The sequence below is a fragment of the Pseudomonas sp. 14P_8.1_Bac3 genome (assembly GCF_025466085.1).
In the GTDB taxonomy this organism is placed as follows: Bacteria; Pseudomonadota; Gammaproteobacteria; order Pseudomonadales; family Pseudomonadaceae; genus Aquipseudomonas.
In genome coordinates, this window is the sequence record NZ_JANLOD010000014.1 from 44,436 (window position 1) to 66,146 (window position 21,711).

18 protein-coding genes are annotated in these 21,711 nt (G+C 62.1%); 1 reads left to right on the forward strand and 17 read right to left on the reverse strand.

Features of this window, described 5'->3' with window-relative positions; translation table 11 throughout:
* Positions 1–109: 109 nt before the first annotated feature.
* Positions 110–1,012: a LysR family transcriptional regulator gene (locus tag NTD84_RS04825; RefSeq protein ID WP_262163866.1), complete on the reverse strand. Its 903-nt coding sequence runs from the start codon at positions 1,010–1,012 to the stop codon at positions 110–112.
* Positions 1,013–1,130: 118 nt separating this feature from the next.
* On the opposite strand from NTD84_RS04825, the gene NTD84_RS04830 reads away from it, so the two are divergent.
* Positions 1,131–2,408, forward strand: coding sequence for an MFS transporter (locus NTD84_RS04830; protein ID WP_262163867.1), 1,278 nt, complete (start codon positions 1,131–1,133; stop codon positions 2,406–2,408).
* A 90-nt stretch (positions 2,409–2,498) separates the two neighbouring features.
* On the opposite strand, the gene NTD84_RS04835 is transcribed toward NTD84_RS04830, so the two are convergent.
* The 16 genes from NTD84_RS04835 to gltB form a co-directional block, all read right to left on the reverse strand.
* On the reverse strand, positions 2,499–2,948 hold the full coding sequence (locus tag NTD84_RS04835) for a type II secretion system protein M (protein ID WP_262163868.1): 450 nt from the start codon (positions 2,946–2,948) through the stop codon (positions 2,499–2,501).
* Positions 2,945–4,045, reverse strand: coding sequence for a type II secretion system protein GspL (gene gspL / locus NTD84_RS04840; RefSeq protein ID WP_262163869.1), 1,101 nt, complete (start codon positions 4,043–4,045; stop codon positions 2,945–2,947). Before gspL ends, NTD84_RS04835 begins: the two co-directional genes overlap by 4 nt.
* On the reverse strand, positions 4,042–4,893 hold the full coding sequence (locus NTD84_RS04845; protein WP_262163870.1) for a type II secretion system protein GspK: 852 nt from the start codon (positions 4,891–4,893) through the stop codon (positions 4,042–4,044). The genes gspL and NTD84_RS04845 overlap by 4 nt, the downstream gene beginning before the upstream one ends.
* Entirely contained in the window at positions 4,890–5,432 is a 543-nt protein-coding gene (locus tag NTD84_RS04850) for a type II secretion system protein GspJ (RefSeq protein ID WP_262163871.1), read from the reverse strand. Before NTD84_RS04850 ends, NTD84_RS04845 begins: the two co-directional genes overlap by 4 nt.
* Positions 5,425–5,808, reverse strand: a complete 384-nt coding sequence (gene gspI, locus NTD84_RS04855) for a type II secretion system minor pseudopilin GspI (protein ID WP_262163872.1) — start codon at positions 5,806–5,808, stop codon at positions 5,425–5,427. The genes NTD84_RS04850 and gspI overlap by 8 nt, the downstream gene beginning before the upstream one ends.
* A complete protein-coding gene (gene gspH, locus NTD84_RS04860; RefSeq protein WP_262163873.1) occupies positions 5,801–6,268 on the reverse strand; it encodes a type II secretion system minor pseudopilin GspH in 468 nt (155 codons plus the stop codon). The genes gspI and gspH overlap by 8 nt, the downstream gene beginning before the upstream one ends.
* A 3-nt stretch (positions 6,269–6,271) precedes the next feature.
* Positions 6,272–6,727: a type II secretion system major pseudopilin GspG gene (gspG, locus tag NTD84_RS04865; RefSeq protein ID WP_262163874.1), complete on the reverse strand. Its 456-nt coding sequence runs from the start codon at positions 6,725–6,727 to the stop codon at positions 6,272–6,274.
* Positions 6,728–6,730: 3 nt separating this feature from the next.
* Positions 6,731–7,939, reverse strand: coding sequence for a type II secretion system inner membrane protein GspF (gspF, locus tag NTD84_RS04870; RefSeq protein WP_262163875.1), 1,209 nt, complete (start codon positions 7,937–7,939; stop codon positions 6,731–6,733).
* A gap of 3 nt (positions 7,940–7,942) precedes the next feature.
* Complete coding sequence (gene gspE, locus NTD84_RS04875) at positions 7,943–9,415, reverse strand: type II secretion system ATPase GspE (RefSeq protein ID WP_262163876.1); 1,473 nt, start codon at positions 9,413–9,415, stop codon at positions 7,943–7,945.
* On the reverse strand, positions 9,412–11,340 hold the full coding sequence (gspD, locus tag NTD84_RS04880) for a type II secretion system secretin GspD (RefSeq protein ID WP_262163877.1): 1,929 nt from the start codon (positions 11,338–11,340) through the stop codon (positions 9,412–9,414). The genes gspE and gspD overlap by 4 nt, the downstream gene beginning before the upstream one ends.
* An 8-nt stretch (positions 11,341–11,348) precedes the next feature.
* Positions 11,349–11,858 carry a CobW-like GTP-binding protein gene (locus NTD84_RS04885; RefSeq protein WP_262163878.1) on the reverse strand — a complete coding sequence of 170 codons (510 nt, stop codon included), beginning with the start codon at positions 11,856–11,858 and terminating at the stop codon, positions 11,349–11,351.
* The gene (locus tag NTD84_RS04890) at positions 11,855–12,397 is read right to left on the reverse strand and encodes a cytochrome b (protein ID WP_262163879.1); all 543 of its coding nucleotides are present in this window, start codon (positions 12,395–12,397) and stop codon (positions 11,855–11,857) included. Before NTD84_RS04890 ends, NTD84_RS04885 begins: the two co-directional genes overlap by 4 nt.
* A gap of 78 nt (positions 12,398–12,475) precedes the next feature.
* A complete protein-coding gene (gene gbpA, locus NTD84_RS04895; RefSeq protein WP_262163880.1) occupies positions 12,476–13,942 on the reverse strand; it encodes an N-acetylglucosamine-binding protein GbpA in 1,467 nt (488 codons plus the stop codon).
* Between the two features lie 444 nt (positions 13,943–14,386).
* Positions 14,387–15,454, reverse strand: a complete 1,068-nt coding sequence (gene hemE, locus NTD84_RS04900; RefSeq protein ID WP_046816966.1) for a uroporphyrinogen decarboxylase — start codon at positions 15,452–15,454, stop codon at positions 14,387–14,389.
* 251 nt (positions 15,455–15,705) lie between these two features.
* Positions 15,706–17,124, reverse strand: coding sequence for an FAD-dependent oxidoreductase (locus NTD84_RS04905; RefSeq protein WP_262163881.1), 1,419 nt, complete (start codon positions 17,122–17,124; stop codon positions 15,706–15,708).
* A gap of 33 nt (positions 17,125–17,157) precedes the next feature.
* Entirely contained in the window at positions 17,158–21,603 is a 4,446-nt protein-coding gene (gltB, locus tag NTD84_RS04910; RefSeq protein WP_262163882.1) for a glutamate synthase large subunit, read from the reverse strand.
* Positions 21,604–21,711: the final 108 nt, after the last annotated feature.

Here is a 21,711-nt window from a genome sequence, read left to right on the forward strand (position 1 = left end):
AGGTGTTGTAGCCTTCCGGAATGCGTCTTAGGAAACGTCCCACAAGACCTATTGGAAGAATGCAAAACCTGTAGGAGCCGGCTTGCTGGCTCCTACAGGTTTGTGTCGGTCATGACTTGAGGGGTTCGACCTTGCGGGTCAGCAGGTCGACGAAGGCCTTGGCCATGGGGGACTTTTGATCCTTTCGCTGCACCAGCCACACGGCCGAAACGGCTTCGGGATCGAGTAAAGGCCGATAGACCACACCATCAATGCGCATCCGCTGATACGACGCGGGCAACACCGACACGCCCAACCCCGCCGCCACCAATCCGATAATCGTCATGGCCTCGCCCGCCTCTTGCGCGAAGTGCGGGCTGAAGCCGGCATCCCGCGCGAGGCTGAGCAACTGCGCATACAAACCGCTGCCATAGCTGCGTGGGAAAAATACGAACGGCTCGAGTGCCAGGGCTGACAGAAACAATCCCTCCTCGCTGTCCTGCACCAGCGGATGCTTGGAACTGAGCACCGCCACCAATGGCTCGCGCATCAGCTCGACCACACTGAGCGAGTCCGGCAACCCCAACGGCCGCATGATCCCGACTTCGATCGACTCATCGACCAATGCATCGGCCACTTGGGTACTGCTCATTTCCCGCAGGTTCAAATGCACGGCGGGGAAGCGCTGACGAAACGAAAAAATCGCCTGGGGAATGGTCGAGTTGAACGGTGCCGATGACGTGAAACCAATCTTCAGTTCCCCCAGTTCCCCCAACTGCGCCCGACGCGCCACATCGGCGGCTTTATCGACCTGCGCCAGCACCAATCGCGCCTCTTCCAGAAACAGACGACCGGCCTCGCTCAGCTCGACCCGACGATTGGTACGTTCGAACAACCGCGCGCCGACCTCCTGCTCCAGCGCCTGAATCTGCTGACTCAACGGCGGTTGCGAGATGCCCAGCACCTGTGCGGCGCGGCCGAAGTGCAGTTCTTCGGCAACGGCAATGAAGTAGCGCAGGTGTCGCAATTCCATGAAAACTCCATTAGGTCGCAAAACCTCTTAAACAGGTCGAACAATATATTGGATTGAATCATTAGCCAGCTATATGCTTTTTTCATTGCCTGACCGGCTGCCTGCCCCGAGGTCTGAAGTGAAAACTGCTGTCGCCCCACTCGCCCATGAAGTTCCGCCCGCCGCGCTGGACGATGCCGTCGCCGAGTTCAAGGAAATCTACATCGAAAAAGGCACGCCGATGTTCATGCGCACGGTGCTGGCCCTGTTCTGCGGCGGCTTCGCCACTTTCGCGCTGCTGTACTGCGTACAACCGATGATGCCGCTGCTGTCCCACGAATATTCGATCAACGCGGCACAAAGCAGCCTGATTCTGTCGGTCGCTACCGGGATGCTTGCCATCGGCCTGCTGATCACCGGTCCCATCTCCGACCGGGTCGGGCGTAAACCGGTGATGGTCGCGGCGCTGTTCGCCGCGGCGCTGTGCACCATCGCCAGTTCGATGATGCCAAGCTGGCACGGCGTGCTGGTGATGCGCTCGCTGATCGGCTTGTCGTTGAGCGGCCTGGCGGCGGTCGCCATGACCTACCTGAGTGAAGAAATCCATCCGCAACACATCGGTCTGGCGATGGGCCTGTACATCGGCGGCAATGCGATTGGCGGGATGAGCGGACGCTTGATCACCGGCGTGTTGATCGACTTCGTCAGCTGGCACACGGCGATGCTGGTGATCGGCGGCCTGGCGCTGATCGCGGCGGCGGTGTTCTGGAAAATCCTCCCTGAATCGCGCAACTTCCGCGCCCGCTCGCTGCATCCGCGCAGCCTGCTCGACGGCTTCACCCTGCACTTTCGCGACGCCGGTTTGCCGCTATTGTTCCTCGAAGCGTTCGTGTTGATGGGCGCGTTCGTCACGCTGTTCAACTACATCGGCTATCGCCTGCTCGCCGAGCCGTATCACCTGGACCAGACCTTCGTCGGCTTGCTGTCGGTGGTGTACCTGTCGGGCATCTACAGCTCGGCGAAAATCGGTGCACTGGCGGACAAGCTCGGTCGCCGCCAAGTGCTCTGGGCCACCATCGTGCTGATGCTCGCCGGCCTCGCCCTGACCCTGCTCACGTCGCTGCCGGTGGTGATCATCGGCATGCTGATTTTCACCTTCGGCTTCTTCGGCGCGCACTCGGTGGCCAGCAGCTGGATCGGCCGCCGCGCCACCAAAGCCAAGGGCCAGGCGTCGTCGCTGTACCTGTTTAGCTATTACGCCGGGTCCAGCGTTGCCGGGACGGCGGGCGGCGTGTTCTGGCACCTTGGCGGGTGGAACGGGATCGGGTTGTTTATCGGTACGTTGCTGGTGGTGGCATTGCTGATCGCGTTGAAACTGGCGAAGTTGCCGCCGTTGCCGGGAACCACGCAACTGTAGGCGCGAGCTTGCTCGCGAAAAACATTCGGGCAACGCGATCATCCAGACGGCACGCGCAATCGTTGACGTGTTTCGCGAGCAAGCGCGCTCCTACAGAGGTGGCGCGGAGGCCCTGAGTACCACCCGCGCCTCAAGCACCGAATCGCGCTTTTCCAGGGTCAGCGATTGCAGGGTTGCGCCGTCACGCTCGGTGCGGTCCAGCCATTGCAGCAGCGTCTTCGCGTCGCCGCTGAGGGTCAGGCGCAGCAGGTCGTTGTCGGCGTCCATCCGGTGCAGTTCGAGGCCTGCCGCTGTGGCGCTTTCGCTGAGGCGCAGTGACATGGGCTGATCGCTATCAACCGGAACCGGACTGCGGGGTTGCGCGTGTTGCAGCTGCGCCGCGAGGATCACCTGCTGCTGATACCGACGCTCGGAGCCCTCCAGACCCTGGCGAGTCGGTTGCCAGACCAGGCTGAACGCCGCGACGATCAATAGAAATGCGCCCATGACCAGCAACAGGCGTTGCTCGCGCACGGACAGGCGTTGCCAGGCAGCTTTCATAGGTTGTGCTCCACCGTCAGCGTCGCCTGTACGCGGTTTTGCTCCCGACTCGAACTGTCGAGTCTCACCGGCACACCTTGCTGGCGTCCGCGCTCACGCAGTTGCTCCAGCTCGGCGAAACTATTGGCGGTCAGCTGGATTCTCCAACCGTCGCCCGCCCGAAATTCAATACGCCGGACCTCGACATGGCTTGCGCCAATGACCTGCTCGATCAGGCTCACCAAACCGGCGATGCGCGTCGTCTCCGGTTCAGCGGTGCGGCTGTGCAGCGCGTTGAGTTGCGTCGCCAGATCAACGATGCGGGTCTGATCAGGGTAAAGCGTTTTGAACCGCTGTTCGTTCTGGCTATAAAGCCGACCGGTTTCACTCTCGAGAAACTGCAGCCGCGCCGCGCTGGCGCCCCAGGTCAGCAGCAACAGTGTCAGCAGCGCCAGACCCGCGTGGCGCCAGGGCAGATGTTTGCCGCGCGGGGCGAAGGCGCCTTGCAGCAGGTTGATGGCTTGCGAGTGGCGAAGGCACTGTTCGACATCGACCGCTTCGTGACGCTCGTCGATCCAGCGGGTATCCGCGGGCAAGACGCGTCTGAGCGCGGTCAGCCCGTCATCCTGCAGCGCTACGCGGGCCGGCATTGCGCCGCCGACCAGCCATCGACCGAACCAGCGGACCACCAGCGGTTCAGCCCCAGGCAACATGTCCGCATCGACAACGACCGAACGGACCTCAATGCCCACCTCGGCCAACCGCTCCAGCAGGCCGGCGAATCGTTGTCGCTCAATCACCATCACCGGATAACGCCCGTCGCGGTCGCGAGCACCAACGCTCAGGTGCAGGTTTTCCAGCGTGTCACCCAGTTGATCTTCCACGGCAAACGCAATGGCTTGCAGGCTGGGTTGGCGCCTTGAAGGCCACGGATCACTGCGCACCCAACTGCACATTTCCATCGGTAACAACAGATCGATCGTTTGCCCGCTGAGCATTTTCTCAGCCTGGTCCAGCGTTATGAGCTGGCGCTGTCCGGTCGATGACCACACGCAGCAGGGCCAATCGTTCGACGCGGTGGCCAGGCCGTCGGCGGTGAGGTAAAGCCAGCTGTTCATCGGGGCATCTCGTGGGCACTCGCGGGAAGAAGACGTCGTTGCAGGATCTTGAAGTGGTGCGTCTTGGGGTCACGTTCGACGTCAGTGGCCAGACGCAGACGGCTTTGCCCGTCAACCACCTGCACGGTGATTCGAAACCAGCGACTGCCGATTCCCAGGCCATGGCTGCTCAGGCCTGCACCGGACAACAGCGGGTCTTGGGTAAACGCCTGAACGCTCGCCCACGAGGTCGTCGAACGCTGGCGGACCAAGGCGTTGGCCGTGGACGTTTCAACGCCATCGAGCGCCCTCAGCACCGTCGCGGAGGCAGTGTTGATATTCAGGGCGGCATCCGCGGGCAACAAAGCGACCCACGGTTCCAGTTGCCGCAGCACCGGGCCGTCTACGCCCGGCAACAGGCGCAACTGGCTCAACTCCTGTAATGCGCCGACCTGGCTCAATGACAGCGGCGGCAGATCAAGCCGCTCGAGCAAGCGTTCCCACCGCTTGAGCGTGACCTGATCGATCCGTCCCTGAGTCAGCAAAGAATTGAGATTGAAGCGCCCGGCAAGGTCTTCGATTTCCACGCTGACCTGCCCGCCCTCGATGTCGAACTCGGGCGTCGCTTGCGCCCACTCTTGCGTCAAGTCGACGTTTTTTGGCGAAGCCCGCGCGGCGTCCTGCAACTGCAAGATGGCCCAGCTTTCCCCGGCCATCGCGAGCTGGCGCAAGTGCACGTGTTGCAACGCCTGCCCACTGCTTTGCAGCGACAGTCGGTGGCTGCGCAACAAGCCACTGGTGATCAGCAGAACCAGGCTCAGAACCAGCAACACGCTGATCAACGCGATGCCCCGTTGACCCCGGTTCATGGCAACGCCCCTGGCAACAGCAGCACCCGCCGAATCGTCTCGAAACGCCCCACCGAGACCTGCAGCTCCACGGCCAGCGGCTGCTCCGCGTCTCGCCCGGACGGCCACTCGTCACGCCAGCCGGATTGACGATCGAACACGCGCCAACGCAACGCCCGAACATCATCGAGCAGTTTTTGCCGCTGCAGCAGGGGCGTGCCTTCACCCTGGCTTTCACGCCACAGCACCCCGCTTTCGAGTCGGTAGCTCAGGCCCTGCCGTTCGCTGCGCGGCTGGTCCAAAGGATTGCGCCAGTGACTGCGCTGCATGTGCAGCACTGTGTACTGAAGCACCACGGGCGCGCGGGTGACCTGCATCACGTCCCGCTCAATCACCGCCATCGCCCGTTGCAGGCGTCTGAAGTCACGTTCATGGGCGGTGGTGCCCTGCTGCACGCGCACGACACCATCGAACAGGCCCCAACTGGCCAGGCCAAGCAAGGCAAAGATCGCCATCGCGATGACCAGCTCCAGCAAGGTAAACCCGGTTTGCCTAGTCATGCCGATCGGGTATCCAGCCACTGGCGCGGTGGAGGATTCGCTCGCGGCCGGCGAGGCTGACCTCAACCTCGGCGTTGAGCAGTCGCCGATCCGTGGAGGCGCTGACGTGCTCGCGCAGCAGCCAGTCGCGGCGATCCATGTGCACCTGCCGCTGCTGTTGGCCGACGGTCAAACCGGGTTGCAGGCGTAGTTCATTCAGGCGGTTATCGGCCAGCCAGGTCGAAAAGAGCCGCTCCTCGACCGCACCGGTTTGCTTCACCACGTATTGGCTCGCCGACAACACGGCCGCCGCCAGCGTCGAGAACACCGCCAGCGCGACCATGATTTCCAGCAGCGTGAACCCACGCCGACGCGCCCACGATCCGCCCTCAATCATCAATCACGGCCTCACCCAGGCCATCGCTCGACAGGCTCAAAAGCGTGCCATCCCGAGTGGAAAACGTCAGGGTGAAGGCGCTGCTCTCATCGCTGCTGAGCAGCAACAATTGCGGGGGCCCTTCATCAGCGCCCAGCGTCGAGGAATGCCCATCCTGCTCAAGGTGCAGCCGCAACGCATCGGGCCACGGCTGAAACGCAGCCTGCGGTTCCCAACCCTGGGCACCGAGCCGCATCGCGCGGTAACCGCCGTCACTGAGGCGCAGGCCGTACTCCACGCCGTCCAGCACCGCCCGTTCGCGCAACTGTTGGATCATCGCCGCGATGCCCTGTGCTTCCTGCCGGGCCTGGCGCAGCGGATTCGGCCCGGCGGCAAAACTCACCATGCCCAGCAGCACGCCGATCAACACCATCACGATCATCATTTCGAGCAAGGTGAACCCCCGACAACGTTGGCGCATGAATCAGTGGTCCCGGTTGCCGATATCGGCCGCATGCCCTTCGCCGCCCACCACGCCATCGGAACCGAGGGAATACAGGTCATAGCTGCCATCGATCGATTGCACGCCGGGATTGAGAAATTGGTAAGGCGTGCCCCACGGGTCGACCGGCAGGTTTTTCAGGTAGCCCTGAGGGTTCCAGTTACGCGCTGCCGGCAGGCCCGACGGACGTTTGCTCAACGCCTCCAGCCCTTGCTGGGTCGAGGGGTAGTGGAAGTTGTCGAGGCGGTACATTTCCAGGGCGGTGGCGATGGCCTGGATATCGATTTTTGCCGCGGTGACTTTGGCCTGGTCGGGACGGCTCATGAACTGCGGCACCACGATGGCCCCCAGCACACCGATGATCACGACCACCACCATGATTTCGATCAGAGTGAAACCGCGTTGCCCGCGGGGCGAGTTGCTGCGTAGAGAGTGCATGGGTCAATTCACCAATTGGTTGAGGCTGAGAATCGGGAGAAGGATGGCCATGACGATCAGCAGCACGACGCCGCCCATCAGCACCAGCATGGCCGGCTCGAAAAGACTGACGACCAGGGCGATGCGCGCCGCCAGGCTGTTTTCCTGTTGCTCGGCGGCGCGCACCAACATTTGATCGAGCTCGCCGGCGCGTTCGCCGCTGGCAATCATGTGCAGCATCATCGGTGGGATGTCGCCGCTGAGTTCCAGGCCACGGGTCAGGGTTCCGCCTTCGCGGACGGAGCGGGCGACATCGACCATGCGGGCACGGATGGTCAGGTTGCCGATGACGGCGGCGGCGATTTCCAGCGCGTCCACCAGCGGTACGGCACTCTTGCCGAGGATCGCCAAGGTGCTGGCGAACCGTGCGGCTTCCATCGCCCGCAGCACCTCGCCGGCGATCGGCACGTTCAGGGCCAGGCGATGCCAGCGCAGGCGCCACGTCGGCTGGCGCAGACTCCAGCGCCACAGGGTCATCAGCAGAGCCAGCCCGCTCGTCAATGCCAGGAAATGCTGGCGCAGGCCGTCGCTCACAGCGATCAGCGCCTGCGTCAGCCACGGCAACGGCTGGCCGCTGTCGATGAAAATCTTCACCACATCCGGCACCACGTAGCCGAGCAGAAAACCGACGATTGCCACGCTGGCCAGCATCAGGATCAACGGGTAGACCAGCGCCATCTGGATCTTCTGCCTCGAGGCCTGGCGCGCCTGGGTGTACGCCGCCAATTGCTCCAGCACGTGACCCAGGTGACCGGAACGTTCACCGGCGGCGACGGTGGCGCGAAACAGCTCTGGAAACGCTTTGGGAAACAAGCCCAATGCGGTTGAAAGGGCATGACCTTCCATCACTCGGCAACGGACGGCGGACAACAGCCCCGCCACCTTGCGTCGGGTGCTTTGTTTGCTCACCGCCTCAAGCGCTTCTTCCAGGGGCAAACCGGCCTGAACCAGCGTGGACAATTGCAGCGTCAGTAGCGCCAATTCAGCCGCACGCAAGCGCCCGCGGCGGGGTTGCGTGCCGTTGGAGCCGCTCGCACTGATCTCTTTCAACTCACGCGGCCACAAACCGCGCTCACGCATCAGCTGTCGGGCATGGCGTGGGCTGTCGGCTTCCAGCCGGCCCTTGCAGCGTCGACCCTGGGCGTTGTCGGCGCGGTAATCGTAGGTCGGCACGCGCTAATCCTCCCGGGTCATGCGCAGGAGTTCGTCGAGGCTGGTCACGCCGTCGAGCACCCGTTGTCGACCGTCCTGAAACAGACTGCGGGACAGCTTGCGGGCCTCATCGACTAGCGCTTGCTCACCGGCGCCTTGATGAATCAGCGCCGACACGGCCGGGGTGACGCTGATCAGTTCGTAAATCCCGATGCGCCCGCGATAACCCTGCTGGCAGTGCTCACAGCCAACCGCGCGGAACAGCTGCGGTGACGCCGTCGGATCGAGCCCGAGACGCTGGCACGTCGCCGCGTCGGCACGGTACGGCGCCTTGCAATGCGAGCACAGCGTACGCAGCAGACGTTGCGCGAGAATGCCCACCAGCGACGAGGCCAGCAGGTACGCATCGACGCCCATGTCTACCAGCCGCGTCACCGCGCCGGCTGCGCTGTTGGTGTGCAGCGTCGAGAGCACCAGGTGCCCGGTCAGCGAGGCCTGCACGGCGATTTCCGCGGTCTCGCGATCGCGGATTTCACCGACCATCACCACGTCCGGGTCCTGCCGCAGAATTGCCCGCAAACCCCGGGCAAAGGTCATGTCCACTTTCGGATTGACCGGCATTTGCCCCACGCCCGGCAGGTGATATTCGATGGGGTCTTCGACCGTGAGAATGTTGCGTGTCTGGTCGTTCAAACTGCTCAACGCAGCGTACAGGCTGGTGGTCTTGCCGGAGCCGGTGGGGCCGGTCACCAGCAGAATGCCGTGGGGCCTGGCCAGCAATTGGCGCAACAGTGCGAGGGTGTCATCCGGCATGCCCAGCCGCCGCAGATCCAGGCGCCCGGCCTGTTTGTCGAGCAGGCGCAGGACCACCCGTTCGCCATGGGCCGACGGCAACGTCGACACCCGTACATCGACTTCATGTCCGGCCAGTCGCAGGGTCATCCGGCCGTCCTGAGGGATGCGTTTTTCAGCGATGTCCAGGCGTGCCATGACCTTGATCCGCGACACCAGCAGGGTCGCCAGTTCACGCCGGGGCCTGAGCATTTCTCGAAGCTGCCCGTCGATCCGCATGCGCACCGACAACGTCTGTTCGAAGGTTTCGAGGTGTACGTCCGAAGCCTGCTCGCGCACCGCTTCGCTGAGCAGCGCATTGATCAGCCGGATGATCGGTGCATCGCCCTGCTGCTCCAGCAAGTCGGCGGTTTGCGGTACTTGATCGACCAGGCTCAGCAAGTCGAGTTCGTCGTCCAGACCTTGGGCCACTTGCTCCGCCGCGCTCTGACCGTCGCGGTAGGCAATGGCCAGTCGCGTGGCGAACGTCTCTGCGTCCAGCACCTGAATGGGCAGAGGGCAGCCGCACATCCGCCGTGCTTCCGATAACGCCGACAGCGGCGTATCGGCGCGCAGCAGCAGGCAGGGTTCGCCCCCCTCACACGCCAGCAGAATGCCGAAGCGCCGGGCGAACCCGAACGGCAGCGGCTCGACGTTATCGCTCATGGCTTCACCGGCGCCTGCTTGCGCACATCGAATACCGGCGCATCGGTAGGCGCGTCGAACAACTCACGCGACTGCGCCGGCAGTAGCAACGAATTGTTCTCGTGCGCCCCCGGCTGGCTCAATTTGCGCAGCGCGTTGTAGCGCTGCTGGCTGACGTCGCTCAGGTCTTCCTTGCTGCGCACGATGGTCGGCCGCAGGAACACCATCAGGTTGCTTTTGGCCTGGGTGTCGCGGGTCCAGCGAAACAGCGCGCCCAGGTAAGGAATTTCGCGCAGCAGCGGCACGCCGCTTCGTTCGGTGCGCACGCTGTCGCGGATCAGGCCACCGATCACGATGATCTCGCCATCGTCGGCGAGGATGGTGCTTTTGAGCGCGCGCTTGTTGGTGATCAGGTCGGAAGAAGCGATACCGGCGGTCGAGGGCGCGATGTCCGAGACTTCCTGCTCCACTTCCAGGCGCAAGGTCGACCCTTCGTTGATGTACGGCTTGATCTTCAGGCTGATGCCGACGTCCTTGCGCTCGACGGTGGTGAACGGATTGTCCGCCCCGCTGCTGTTGGTGGCATAGGAGCCGGTCTTGAACGGCACGTTCTGGCCAACGATGATTTCCGCTTCCTGATTGTCCAGGGTCAGCAGGCTCGGCGTGGACAGCAGGTTGCTGTGGCTGTTGGCGGCCAACGCCGAAATCAATGCGCCGAATCGGTCGCTGCCCAGCTTCAGGAATGCGCCGTCAGGGCCTGATTTATTTTCGTTGAAGGTCAGGCCGCCAACGATCGGAACCCCGGTCATGGGAAAGTTGATAAAGCCTTTCGCGTCGCCGGTGCTGACGCCCCACTGGACGCCGACGGCCTCGGAAATGTCCCCGGAGATTTCGACGATGGCGGCGTGGATCAGCACTTGCGCCCGCGGCTGATCCAACTGGCGCACGATGCTTTCGACGGTGCGGACTTGCGCTGGCTCGGCGATCAACACCAGTGCGTTCTGGCTTTCGTCAGCCTTGATCGAGAACGTCGCACCGGACGGGCTGTCCTTCGCCCCGCCCAGGGTCGCTGCCTGTTTGCGGCCCTGCCCCATCACTTCCAGAACCTCGGCCAACTGCTTGGCGTCGCTGTGGCGCAGACGAATGACCCGGGCGTTGTCGAGGGTCGCGGTGGCTGGCGTGTCGAGGCCACGCGCCAGGTCGAGCAGGCGCTGGCGAACCGCTGGCGGGCCGATGAAGATCAGGCGGTTGGTGCGGGTGTCGGCCAGCACTTGAATCGTTGTATCAGCGTTGCGCTTGCCCAGCGACGACTCAATGATCGTGAGCACATCGGCCGCCTGGGCATGCTGCAATGGCAGCACCGCATGCAGGCTGTTCTGCCCCGAATCGAGCTGCCGCACGACCTTGGCAATCCGCCCGACATTGGCCGCGGTATCGGTGACCACCAGCGCATTGGCCGACACCGACGGGCCGACATAACCGTTGGCCGAGACCAGCGGCCGCACCAGCCCGGCAAGGTCAGCGGCACTGCTGGTGTTCAATTCGATGACCTGGGTGACGAATTGCGACGCGGTGGTATTTTTCGCGGTGCCCTGGCCGGCGCGGGTCTTCGCTTCCGTGACCGGCGTGATCAGGATCCGGTCGCCTTCGTCGATCACCGTGAAGTTGTGGGCATCGAGCACCGAATAAAACAACCGGCGAACACCTTCGCGGTCGAGGGCCTGGCGGGACATGACGGTGATGCGCCCGGAGACGCGCGGGTCGAGCACCACCGTGGTTCCGAGAATCGTGGAAATCTCTTCGACGATGTCGCGCAACTCGGCGTTGTTCATCGCCAGTTGCCATTTCTCTTCCTCGGCCTGCACCTCGCCATGAAACAGTGTCGTCGCCAACGCGGAGAGGAAAAGCAGGGTGCGCAACACGTGCGCGCCTTTGAAGCTGTTCATGGGTGTCATCACTCTGGCTGCCCGGCGTGCGGGCGTAGGTAACGCGTGGAAATGGCGGGTGGCGCAGCTTCGGTTTGCGCGTCAAGTCGCTGCAGGAAACGCGCGGCTGACGTCTGCAGGGCCAGCACCTCTTCGCGCCCCTTGTTCCACAACACCGCCTGATTCGCCTCGACGCGACGCAACACGCTGCCGCCCGGCAACCGGTCGCCCACCTGATACATCCGTGCGCCTTGGGCATCGGCCAGCAATGCTCTGGACAGGCCGTTGCCGAGGACAAAACTGGCCTGCAAGGTCAGCGGTTCGGCGCTGGGTCGCAGCGGGGCTTGCGCCGTGAGACCGAGGACGGTGATGACCGCTGTCGTGTCCAGCGGCGCACGGACGATTGGCGCCGTGACGGTTGCCACGACGGGTGCGGGCGCGGCGAGTCCTAGGCGAAAACGCCACTCCTGCCACGCCAATAACACCGCGTAGCCGACAGACAGCAGCAACAGGAAAAAGACGGAAAGGCGCGTGCTCACTGGCGTTGTTCACCTCGAACACGGCTGCACAGGGACATCCGACGCAGCACTCGATGGCCACACAATTCATGGACAATGACCGCGCCAACATGCAGCACGACGAGCAGGGAAAGCACGACGCAGGCCCACATGTGGATCGTGAAAAATCGGGAGACAAGTTCACGGTTACTGAGCGGCTGAACGATCTCGACCAACCCGAACACATTGATCGGCCGATCCATCATCAATACGCCGGTGACCAGCACGAGGCTGATGACCAGGTAAATCAATGTGTGCACGAGCAGCGCAAGTCTCTCCATCGGATTGAAAGTCCTCACGCCGGTGTGTCGGGCATGAGCGACGAAAACACAGAGCCGCCAGACGAAAAACGGTATGAACACCGTCGTCAGCGACACATTCAGAAAAGAGACCCACTGGTTGATCCGGGGGGAAACGTCGACAGTGGCGACGTAGAAGCCGGATATCAGGGTCCAGACGATGATTGCCGCTGATAGCCAGTGCAGCCATACGCGTTGGGTGGAATAACCCAAAGCCTTCATTATTTGACTCGGTTTCAACAAGAGGATAAGGCTTCGGGCGACCGCTTGGCGGATCGCCCGAAGGGTTACAGAGAGGACTTAGCGCTTGTCCCAGGCCATGTGCCAATGCGCACCGACGCCCGGCTCGAAGCCATTGGCAGTCGGGGCGTACTGCTTGCAGTAACCGGACTCGGGGAACGGCTTGCACTCGAAGACTTCATTGGTCTTCGGCTGCAGCACTTTGGTGCCGGCGGTGTAGTCGCTCAGGCCTTCGGGGAACACGAAGTCGTGTTCGACGCCTGCGCCTTCACCGGTCAGGGTGGTGACCTGGGTGTCCTGGCGCGTGGTGCGGCCATCCAGGGTGGTGCCGACCAGGGTCAGGGTGTGTTTGCCGGGGTTGCTGCGCACGTCCACGACCAGGGTGGTGGCACCGCTATCGACTTGCGCCGAGGTGGAACCGACCGGCTTGTTGTGCTCGTCGAACAGGGTCGCTTCGACGTTCATTTTGCGGTTGGAGATCATCCCGAAGTCGACCTTGGCCAGGCCTTTTTCCAGGACGTATTCGGCCTGTTGGTTGGCGACCGACATGCGCGCGGCGGCGTCTTCTTTCATGTCCAGCTGGACTTCGTAACGGGTCACACCGCTGTCTTTCTGCGCGAACAGGGTGTTGTTGCCACGCACCGGTTCGATGTTGCCGTTTTCATCACGAATGCCGGCGCGGATCAGCGTGTGAGCCTGGTTGATTTTTTCCGCCAGCTTGAACGCCCAGTTGTTTGGCATGCCTTCTTCGGCGCTATCGATGGAGATTTCGACACTGTATTGAGGGCTCTCGCCGTTGGCCGAAAACGCCCGGGCCTTCACCTTGTCACCGACCAGCAAGGTCGTCGACGGTGCGATGCCGCCCACGGAAGACCAGCCGCCCGGCAGCTCGGCTTCGGCGATGATGTTCACGTCGGTCGCGTTGTAAAACGCTGCGTCGGTATCGCCAACGGTCCAGATCGCCAGGATCACGTGCTGGCCGGATTTGTCGGCCGGGATGTTGCAGTTGTGCTTGACACCCGACTCAGGCTTCTGATTGCCGCCATCGATGGTGCAGAACGGCGTGCTCTCGAAGGTCGCGCGTTTAAGCGACTCGTTCGGGTTCCAGCCGTTGCGCGTGATGAAATATTCATGCTTGGTGGCCGGGTGCACGGCGGTGTAATGCCACTGGAAATCGATGTTGCGATTGGTGATTTCCGTCAGATGCCAACGGGTGGCGGACTGCGCATCCAGCGCGGAAAACAGCGAGTGGCCGCCGCTCGGAATCTTGCCGTCAACCGGTCCCTGGTTAGGCGCACCGCCGACACCGGCCGGAAAACCCTTGAAGGTTTCGCCGACGCTTTGTGGTTCGTATTGCGCACCACCACAGTTGGTGTTCAGCCCTTTCTGGCACAGCAGGGCGCGCGAGGGAGGCACCTCAAGATAACCATGGGCGGAAGCGGTTTGAGAGGCCAGCATTGCCGATAACAGGATCATTGAGGAGGTGCACGCGGTAAACGCGCCTCCCTTATAAAATGTTTTTTTCATTATTAAGTTCCAGACTACTTATCGAAAATCAACGCGCCTTAACGGCGCCGCTGTTCATGATTTCGTTCGATGCACCATCGAACGAAGGTCGGGAACCTTACCGAGATGAAAGCAAGTTCTATGTAGGACAAGTCTCCGCTTGCATGGGGATATATCTCTCTGTGCACTTATCTGACAAAGAAAGGGAGCATTCTTACAGGCATAAACTTAGTTAAACGCACGCTCTACGGAGCAAATTCGGTGTGGATGACGCAAAACCTGTAGGAGCCAGCTTGCTGGCGATGGTTCCAAGGGCGCAGTGTCCATTCCGGTAGGACGCGTTATCGTTGACGACCATCGTCGGAACGCCGCCCGGAGCATGCTCGCGCCTACAGGAGGACTTCGCCGGCACAAAAAAAGCCTGTCCGGCGTTAACCAGGACAGGCTGTTTAGAGCTGGGAAATATTACTCGTGATACTGCGCCGACAACTCATGCACCGCACGCAGGAAGGCACCCGCATGTTCCGGATCGACTTCCGGGGTGATGCCATGACCGAGGTTGAACACGTGACCGCTGCCCTTGCCATAGCTGGCCAGGATGCGACCCACTTCAGCCCGGATGGCCTCCGGTTTGGCGTAGAGCACCGTCGGGTCCATGTTGCCCTGCAACGCGACTTTGCTGCCGACACGCTCACGGGCATTGCCGATGTCGCAGGTCCAGTCCAGGCCCAACGCATCCGCACCGGCGTCGGCGATGCTTTCCAGCCACAGGCCGCCATTCTTGGTGAACAGGATCACCGGCACCTTGCGACCTTCGTGCTCGCGGATCAGGCCGCTGACGATCTTGCGCATGTACGCCAGGGAAAACTCCTGGTAAGCCGCCGCCGACAGGTTGCCGCCCCAGGTGTCGAAAATCTGCACCGCTTGCGCGCCGGCCATGATCTGGCCGTTGAGGTATGAGGTGACCGACTGCGCGAGTTTATCCAGCAGCAAGTGCATGGCTTGCGGATTGTCGTAGAGCATGGCCTTGGTCTTGCGGAAGTCTTTCGACGAACCGCCTTCGACCATGTAAGTGGCGAGGGTCCAGGGGCTGCCGGAGAAACCGATCAGCGGCACGCGGCCATTCAGTTCGCGGCGGATGGTGCTGACCGCGTCCATGACGTAGCCGAGGTCTTTGTGCGGATCGGGAATCGGCAGGGCTTCGATGTCGGCCAGGGTGCTGACGACTTTCCTGAAGCGCGGGCCTTCACCGGTTTCGAAGTACAGGCCCTGGCCCATGGCGTCCGGAATGGTAAGGATGTCGGAGAACAGGATCGCCGCGTCCAGTTGCGGATAGCGATCGAGCGGCTGCATCGTGACTTCGCAAGCGAACGCCGGGTTCATGCACAGGCTCATGAAGTCGCCGGCCTTGGCACGGCTGGCGCGGTATTCCGGCAGGTAGCGACCGGCCTGACGCATCATCCAGACAGGCGTGACGTCTACGGGTTGCTTGAGCAGGGCGCGAAGGAAACGGTCGTTCTTCAGGGCAGTCATGTCGGCATCCGGAAAAAAAGTGCGGGCATTTTCTCAGAGCGCGACGCAAAAGGCACGGCAAGCGCCGCACCTTTTGTCTATCGGGTCAATTTGTCGCGGGGAAATACAGATTAGTAACACCACAAAACCAGTGTGGGAGCGGGCTTGCTCGCGAAAGCGGCGTGGCAGGCAACGTAAATATTGACTGATCCACCGCCTTCGCGAGCAAGCCCGCTCCCACACTTTGATCGCATTCCAGCTCGGGGAAGTGATCAGACGCCCAGGTAATCCAAAATCCCTTCAGCCGCATTGCGGCCTTCGAAGATCGCCGTCACCACCAGGTCAGAGCCGCGAACCATGTCGCCACCGGCGAAAATTTTCGGGTTGCTGGTCTGGTGCTTGAACTGACCTTGTTCCGGCGCCACGACGCGGCCCTGGCTGTCGGTCTGGATGCTGAACTGCTCGAACCATGGCGCCGGGCTTGGACGGAAACCGAAAGCAATGACCACGGCATCGGCCGGGATGATTTCTTCGGAGCCCGGGATCGGCTCAGGGCTGCGACGGCCACGGGCGTCCGGTTCGCCGAGACGGGTCTCGACCACCTTCACGCCTTCGACCTTGTCTTCACCAACGATGGCGATCGGTTGACGGTTGTAGAGGAACTTCACGCCCTCTTCCTTGGCGTTCTTCACTTCCTTGCGCGAGCCCGGCATGTTCGCTTCGTCGCGACGATAGGCACAGGTCACCGACTTGGCGCCCTGGCGAATCGAGGTACGGTTGCAGTCCATCGCCGTGTCGCCGCCGCCCAGCACCACCACCCGCTTGCCTTTCATGTCGACGAAATCTTCCGGCGACTTTTCGAAGCCCAGGTTGCGGTTGACGTTGGCGATCAGGAAATCGAGGGCGTCGTGCACGCCCGGCAAGTCCTCACCGGCAAAGCCGCCCTTCATGTAGGTGTAGGTGCCCATGCCCATGAACACGGCATCGTATTCTTCGAGCAGTTGCTCGACGGTCACGTCCTTGCCGACCTCGGTGTTGAGGCGGAACTGGATGCCCATGCCGGTGAAGACTTCGCGGCGATTGCTCAGCACAGTCTTTTCCAGCTTGAACTCGGGGATGCCAAAGGTCAGCAGGCCGCCGATTTCCGGGTTCTTGTCGAACACCACCGGCGTCACGCCGCCGCGCACCAGCACGTCGGCACAGCCCAGCCCGGCCGGGCCCGCGCCAATAATGGCAACGCGCTTGCCGGTCGGCTTGACCTTGGACATGTCCGGGCGCCAGCCCATGGCGAACGCGGTGTCGGTGATGTACTTCTCGACCGAACCGATGGTCACCGCGCCGAAGCCGTCGTTGAGGGTGCACGCGCCCTCGCACAGACGATCCTGCGGGCACACCCGACCGCAGACTTCCGGCAGGGTGTTGGTCTGGTGCGACAGCTCGGCCGCCTGGAGGATGTTGCCCTCGGCCACCAGTTTCAGCCAGTTCGGAATGAAGTTGTGCACCGGGCACTTCCATTCGCAATACGGGTTACCGCAACCCAGGCAGCGGTGGGCCTGATCGGCCGAATGCTGGGGTTTGAAGGGCTCGTAGATCTCCACGAACTCTTTCTTGCGTTGACGCAACAGTTTCTTCTTCGGATCTTTGCGCCCGACGTCGATGAACTGGAAGTCGTTATTCAGACGTTCAGCCATTGTTAAAACCTCATCAAACTCTTCAGGCGCATATCACTGCGGGTTGGCACGGGTGCTGGAAAGCAACGATTTCAGGTTGGCAGCCTTGGGCTTGACCAGCCAGAAACGGCGCAGATAGTCATCGAGGTTTTCAGCGAGGTTACGACCCCATTCGCTGTCGGTTTCCGCGACGTATTCGTCCAGCACGCGCTGCAAGTGGCTGCGGTAGGCTTCCATCGCCTCGCCGCTGATCCGCTGGATTTCCACCAGTTCGTGGTTGACCCGGTCAACGAAGGTGTTGTCCTGGTCGAGCACGTAGGCGAAACCGCCGGTCATGCCTGAGCCGAAGTTGTAACCGGTCTTGCCCAGCACGCAGACGAAACCACCGGTCATGTATTCGCAGCAGTGATCGCCGGTGCCTTCCACCACGGTGTGGGCACCGGAGTTACGCACCGCGAAACGCTCGCCCGCCGTACCCGCAGCGAACAGCTTGCCACCGGTGGCGCCGTACAGGCAGGTGTTGCCGATGATGGCACTGTCCTGAGTCTTGTAGACGCTGCCCTTCGGCGGAACGATGACCAGTTTGCCGCCGGTCATGCCTTTGCCAACGTAGTCGTTGGCGTCGCCTTCCAGGTACATGTTCAGGCCACCGGCGTTCCATACGCCGAAGCTCTGACCGGCCGTGCCTTTGAAACGGAAGGTGATCGGCGCGTTGGCCATGCCCTGGTTGCCGTGCTTGCGCGCGATTTCGCCGGAAATCCGTGCGCCGATCGAACGGTCGCAGTTGCAGATATCCAGGGCAAAGTCAGCGCCGCTCATGTCGTTGATGGCCGACGTGGCCATGTCGATCATTTTCTCGGCCAGCAAGCCTTTGTCGAACGGCGGGTTGCGGTCGACCTGGCAGAACTGTGGTTTGTCCGCCGAGATGTGATCGCTGCCGAGCAACGGGGTCAGGTCCAGGTGGTTCTGCTTGGCGGTCTGGCCTTCGAGGACTTCCAGCAGATCGGTACGGCCGATCAGCTCTTCGAGGGAGCGCACGCCGAGCTTGGCCAGCCACTCACGGGTTTCTTCGGCGACATAAGTGAAGAAGTTCACCACCATGTCGACGGTGCCGATGTAGTGATCCTTGCGCAGCTTCTCGTTCTGGGTCGCAACGCCGGTGGCGCAGTTGTTCAGGTGACAGATACGCAGGTATTTGCAGCCCAGCGCGATCATGGGCGCCGTGCCGAAGCCGAAGCTTTCAGCACCGAGGATCGCCGCCTTGATCACGTCGAGGCCGGTTTTCAGGCCGCCGTCGGTCTGCACCCGGACCTTGCCGCGCAGGTCGTTGCCGCGCAGGGTCTGGTGGGTTTCGGCCAGGCCGAGTTCCCACGGTGCGCCGGCGTATTTGATCGAGGTCAGCGGCGATGCGCCGGTGCCGCCGTCGTAGCCGGAGATGGTGATCAGGTCCGCATAGGCCTTGGCCACACCGGCCGCGATGGTGCCGACGCCGGCCTCTGCCACCAGTTTCACCGACACCAGGGCCTTCGGGTTGACTTGCTTCAGGTCGAAAATCAGCTGCGACAAGTCTTCGATGGAATAGATGTCGTGATGCGGCGGTGGCGAAATCAGGGTCACGCCTGGCACCGCATAGCGCAGCTTGGCGATCAGGCCGTTGACCTTGCCGCCCGGCAGCTGACCGCCTTCGCCGGGCTTGGCGCCCTGGGCGACCTTGATCTGCAGCACTTCAGCGTTGACCAGGTATTCCGGCGTGACACCGAAACGGCCGGTCGCGACCTGCTTGATTTTCGAGCTCTTGATCGTGCCGTAACGCGCCGGGTCTTCGCCGCCTTCGCCGGAGTTGGAACGCGCGCCAAGGCGGTTCATGGCTTCGGCCAGGGCTTCGTGAGCTTCCGGCGACAGCGCGCCGAGGGAGATGCCCGCGGAATCGAATCGCTTGAGCACCGATTCCAGTGGTTCGATCTCGCTGATGTCCAGCGGCGTGTCGAGCGTCTTGACCTTGAACAGGTCGCGGATCATCGACACCGGACGATTGTCCACCAGCGCCGTGTATTCCTTGAACTTGCTGTAGTCGCCCTGCTGCACCGCGGCTTGCAGGGTGTTGACCACGTCCGGGTTGTACGCGTGATATTCGCCACCGTGGACGAACTTCAGCAGGCCGCCCTGCTGGATCGGCTTGCGCGGGCTCCAGGCTTCGGCGGCGAGGGCTTTCTGCTCGTTCTCGATGTCGACGAAACGCGCGCCCTTGATGCGGCTCGGCACGCCACGGAAGCTCAGCTCGCAGACTTCTTCGGACAGGCCGATGGCCTCGAACAGCTGCGCGCCACGGTACGACGCGATGGTCGAGATGCCCATCTTCGACAGGATCTTCAGCAGGCCTTTGGTGATGCCTTTGCGGTAGTTCTTGAACACCTCATAGAGGTCGCCCAGCACTTCACCGGTACGAATCAGGTCGCCCAGCACTTCGTAGGCCAGGAACGGATAGACCGCCGAGGCGCCGAAACCGATCAGCACCGCAAAGTGGTGCGGGTCGCGAGCGGTGGCGGTTTCCACCAGGATGTTGGAATCGCAACGCAGGCCTTTTTCGGTCAGGCGATGGTGCACCGCGCCGGTGGCCAGGGAGGCGTGGATCGGCAACTTGCCTGGCGCAATGTGACGGTCGCTCAGGACGATCTGGGTGCGCCCGGAGCGAACGGCTTCTTCAGCCTGATCGGCGACGTTACGCACGGCAGCTTCGAGACCGACGCTTTCGTCATAGTTGAGGTCGATGACCTGGCGTTCGAAACCCGGACGGTCGAGGTTCATCAGCGAGCGCCACTTGGCCGGGGAAATGACCGGCGAGCTGAGGATCACGCGCGAGGCATGTTCCGGCGACTCCTGGAAAATGTTGCGCTCGGCACCGAGGCAGATCTCCAGCGACATGACGATGGCTTCCCGCAGCGGGTCGATCGGCGGGTTGGTGACCTGCGCGAACTGCTGGCGGAAGTAGTCGTACGGCGTGCGCACGCGCTGGGACAACACGGCCATTGGCGTATCGTCGCCCATCGAACCAACGGCTTCGTAGCCCTGTTCGCCGAGCGGGCGCAGCACCTGGTCACGTTCTTCGAACGTAACCTGATACATCTTCATGTACTGCTTGAGCTGGTCGACATCGTAGAAAGCCGAACCGTGGTCGTTGTCTTCCATGGTCGCCTGGATGCGCAGTGCATTCTTGCGCAGCCATTGCTTGTAGGGATGACGAGACTTCAAGCGGTTGTCGATCGCATCGGTGTCGAGGATCTGCCCGGTTTCGGTGTCCACGGCAAAGATCTGGCCCGGGCCGACACGGCCCTTGGCGATCACGTCTTCAGGCTGGTAGTTCCAGACACCGATTTCCGAAGCCAGGGTGATGAAACCGTTCTTGGTGGTGACCCAACGCGCCGGCCGCAGACCGTTACGGTCGAGCAGGCAGACCGCGTAGCGACCGTCGGTCATGACCACGCCGGCCGGACCGTCCCACGGCTCCATGTGCATCGAGTTGTATTCGTAGAACGCGCGCAGATCTGGGTCCATGGTTTCGACGTTCTGCCACGCAGGCGGAATGATCATCCGCACGCCACGGAACAGGTCGATGCCACCGGTGACCATCAGCTCGAGCATGTTGTCCATGCTGGAGGAGTCAGAACCGACACGGTTGACCAGCGGGCCGAGTTCTTCCAGATCCATCAGATCGTTGGTGAACTTGGTGCGACGGGCCTGGGCCCAGTTGCGGTTGCCGGTGATGGTGTTGATTTCGCCGTTGTGGGCGAGGAAGCGGAATGGCTGGGCCAGCGGCCATTTCGGCAGGGTATTGGTGGAGAAGCGCTGGTGGAACACGCAAATCGAGGTTTGCAGGCGCTGGTCGCTGAGGTCTGGATAGAAGGCGGTCAGATCCGCCGGCATCATCAGGCCTTTATAAATGATGGTCTTGTGGGAAAAGCTGCAGATGTAGTGATCGACGTCGGCGGCATTGGCCACGGACGAGCGACGACGGGCGCTGAACAGCTTGATCGCCATGTCCTGATCGCTCAGGCCTTCACCGCCGATGTAGACCTGCTCGATCTGCGGCAGGCGCTCGAGGGCCAGGCGGCCGAGAACGCTGGTGTCGATCGGCACTTTGCGCCAGCCGACCAGGGTCAGGCCTTCGGCCAGGATCTCGCGGTTCATGTTCTCGCGAGCGGCTTCGGCTTTCACCGGGTCCTGGTTGAAGAAGACCATGCCCACGGCATATTGCCTGGGCAGTTCGACGCCGAAGGTTTCCTGGGCGATCGCACGCAGGAACACGTCCGGCTTTTGAATCAGCAGACCGCAACCGTCACCGGTCTTGCCGTCGGCGTTGATCCCACCGCGGTGGGTCATGCAGGTCAGGGCCTCGATGGCCGTTTGCAAAAGGGTATGACTGGGCTCGCCCTGCATATGGGCTATCAGGCCGAAACCGCAGTTATCCTTGAATTCATCTGGTTGGTACAGACCTGCTTTCATAGACACTTTCTCACCAGGCTGCTTCTTTTAGAAGCAAATTTCTTTTCAATTCAACCACTTACCATCCGCGCCGAACGTACGCCAGCTTTGCGGGGGCAAAAGGGAGGT

Coding starts and splice junctions, on each gene's coding strand:
- gspE (WP_262163876.1), bottom strand. CDS start 9,415: ATGAGCGATAACGTCGAGCCGCTGCCGTTCGGGTTCGCCCGGCGCTTC.
- gspH (WP_262163873.1), bottom strand. CDS start 6,268: ATGCGCCAACGTTGTCGGGGGTTCACCTTGCTCGAAATGATGATCGTG.
- gspG (WP_262163874.1), bottom strand. CDS start 6,727: ATGCACTCTCTACGCAGCAACTCGCCCCGCGGGCAACGCGGTTTCACT.
- NTD84_RS04890 (WP_262163879.1), bottom strand. CDS start 12,397: ATGAAGGCTTTGGGTTATTCCACCCAACGCGTATGGCTGCACTGGCTA.
- hemE (WP_046816966.1), bottom strand. CDS start 15,454: ATGACTGCCCTGAAGAACGACCGTTTCCTTCGCGCCCTGCTCAAGCAA.
- NTD84_RS04845 (WP_262163870.1), bottom strand. CDS start 4,893: ATGAACCGGGGTCAACGGGGCATCGCGTTGATCAGCGTGTTGCTGGTT.
- NTD84_RS04905 (WP_262163881.1), bottom strand. CDS start 17,124: ATGGCTGAACGTCTGAATAACGACTTCCAGTTCATCGACGTCGGGCGC.
- gspI (WP_262163872.1), bottom strand. CDS start 5,808: ATGATTGAGGGCGGATCGTGGGCGCGTCGGCGTGGGTTCACGCTGCTG.
- NTD84_RS04825 (WP_262163866.1), bottom strand. CDS start 1,012: ATGGAATTGCGACACCTGCGCTACTTCATTGCCGTTGCCGAAGAACTG.
- gltB (WP_262163882.1), bottom strand. CDS start 21,603: ATGAAAGCAGGTCTGTACCAACCAGATGAATTCAAGGATAACTGCGGT.
- NTD84_RS04850 (WP_262163871.1), bottom strand. CDS start 5,432: ATGACTAGGCAAACCGGGTTTACCTTGCTGGAGCTGGTCATCGCGATG.
- NTD84_RS04835 (WP_262163868.1), bottom strand. CDS start 2,948: ATGAAAGCTGCCTGGCAACGCCTGTCCGTGCGCGAGCAACGCCTGTTG.
- gspD (WP_262163877.1), bottom strand. CDS start 11,340: ATGAACAGCTTCAAAGGCGCGCACGTGTTGCGCACCCTGCTTTTCCTC.
- gbpA (WP_262163880.1), bottom strand. CDS start 13,942: ATGAAAAAAACATTTTATAAGGGAGGCGCGTTTACCGCGTGCACCTCC.
- gspL (WP_262163869.1), bottom strand. CDS start 4,045: ATGAACAGCTGGCTTTACCTCACCGCCGACGGCCTGGCCACCGCGTCG.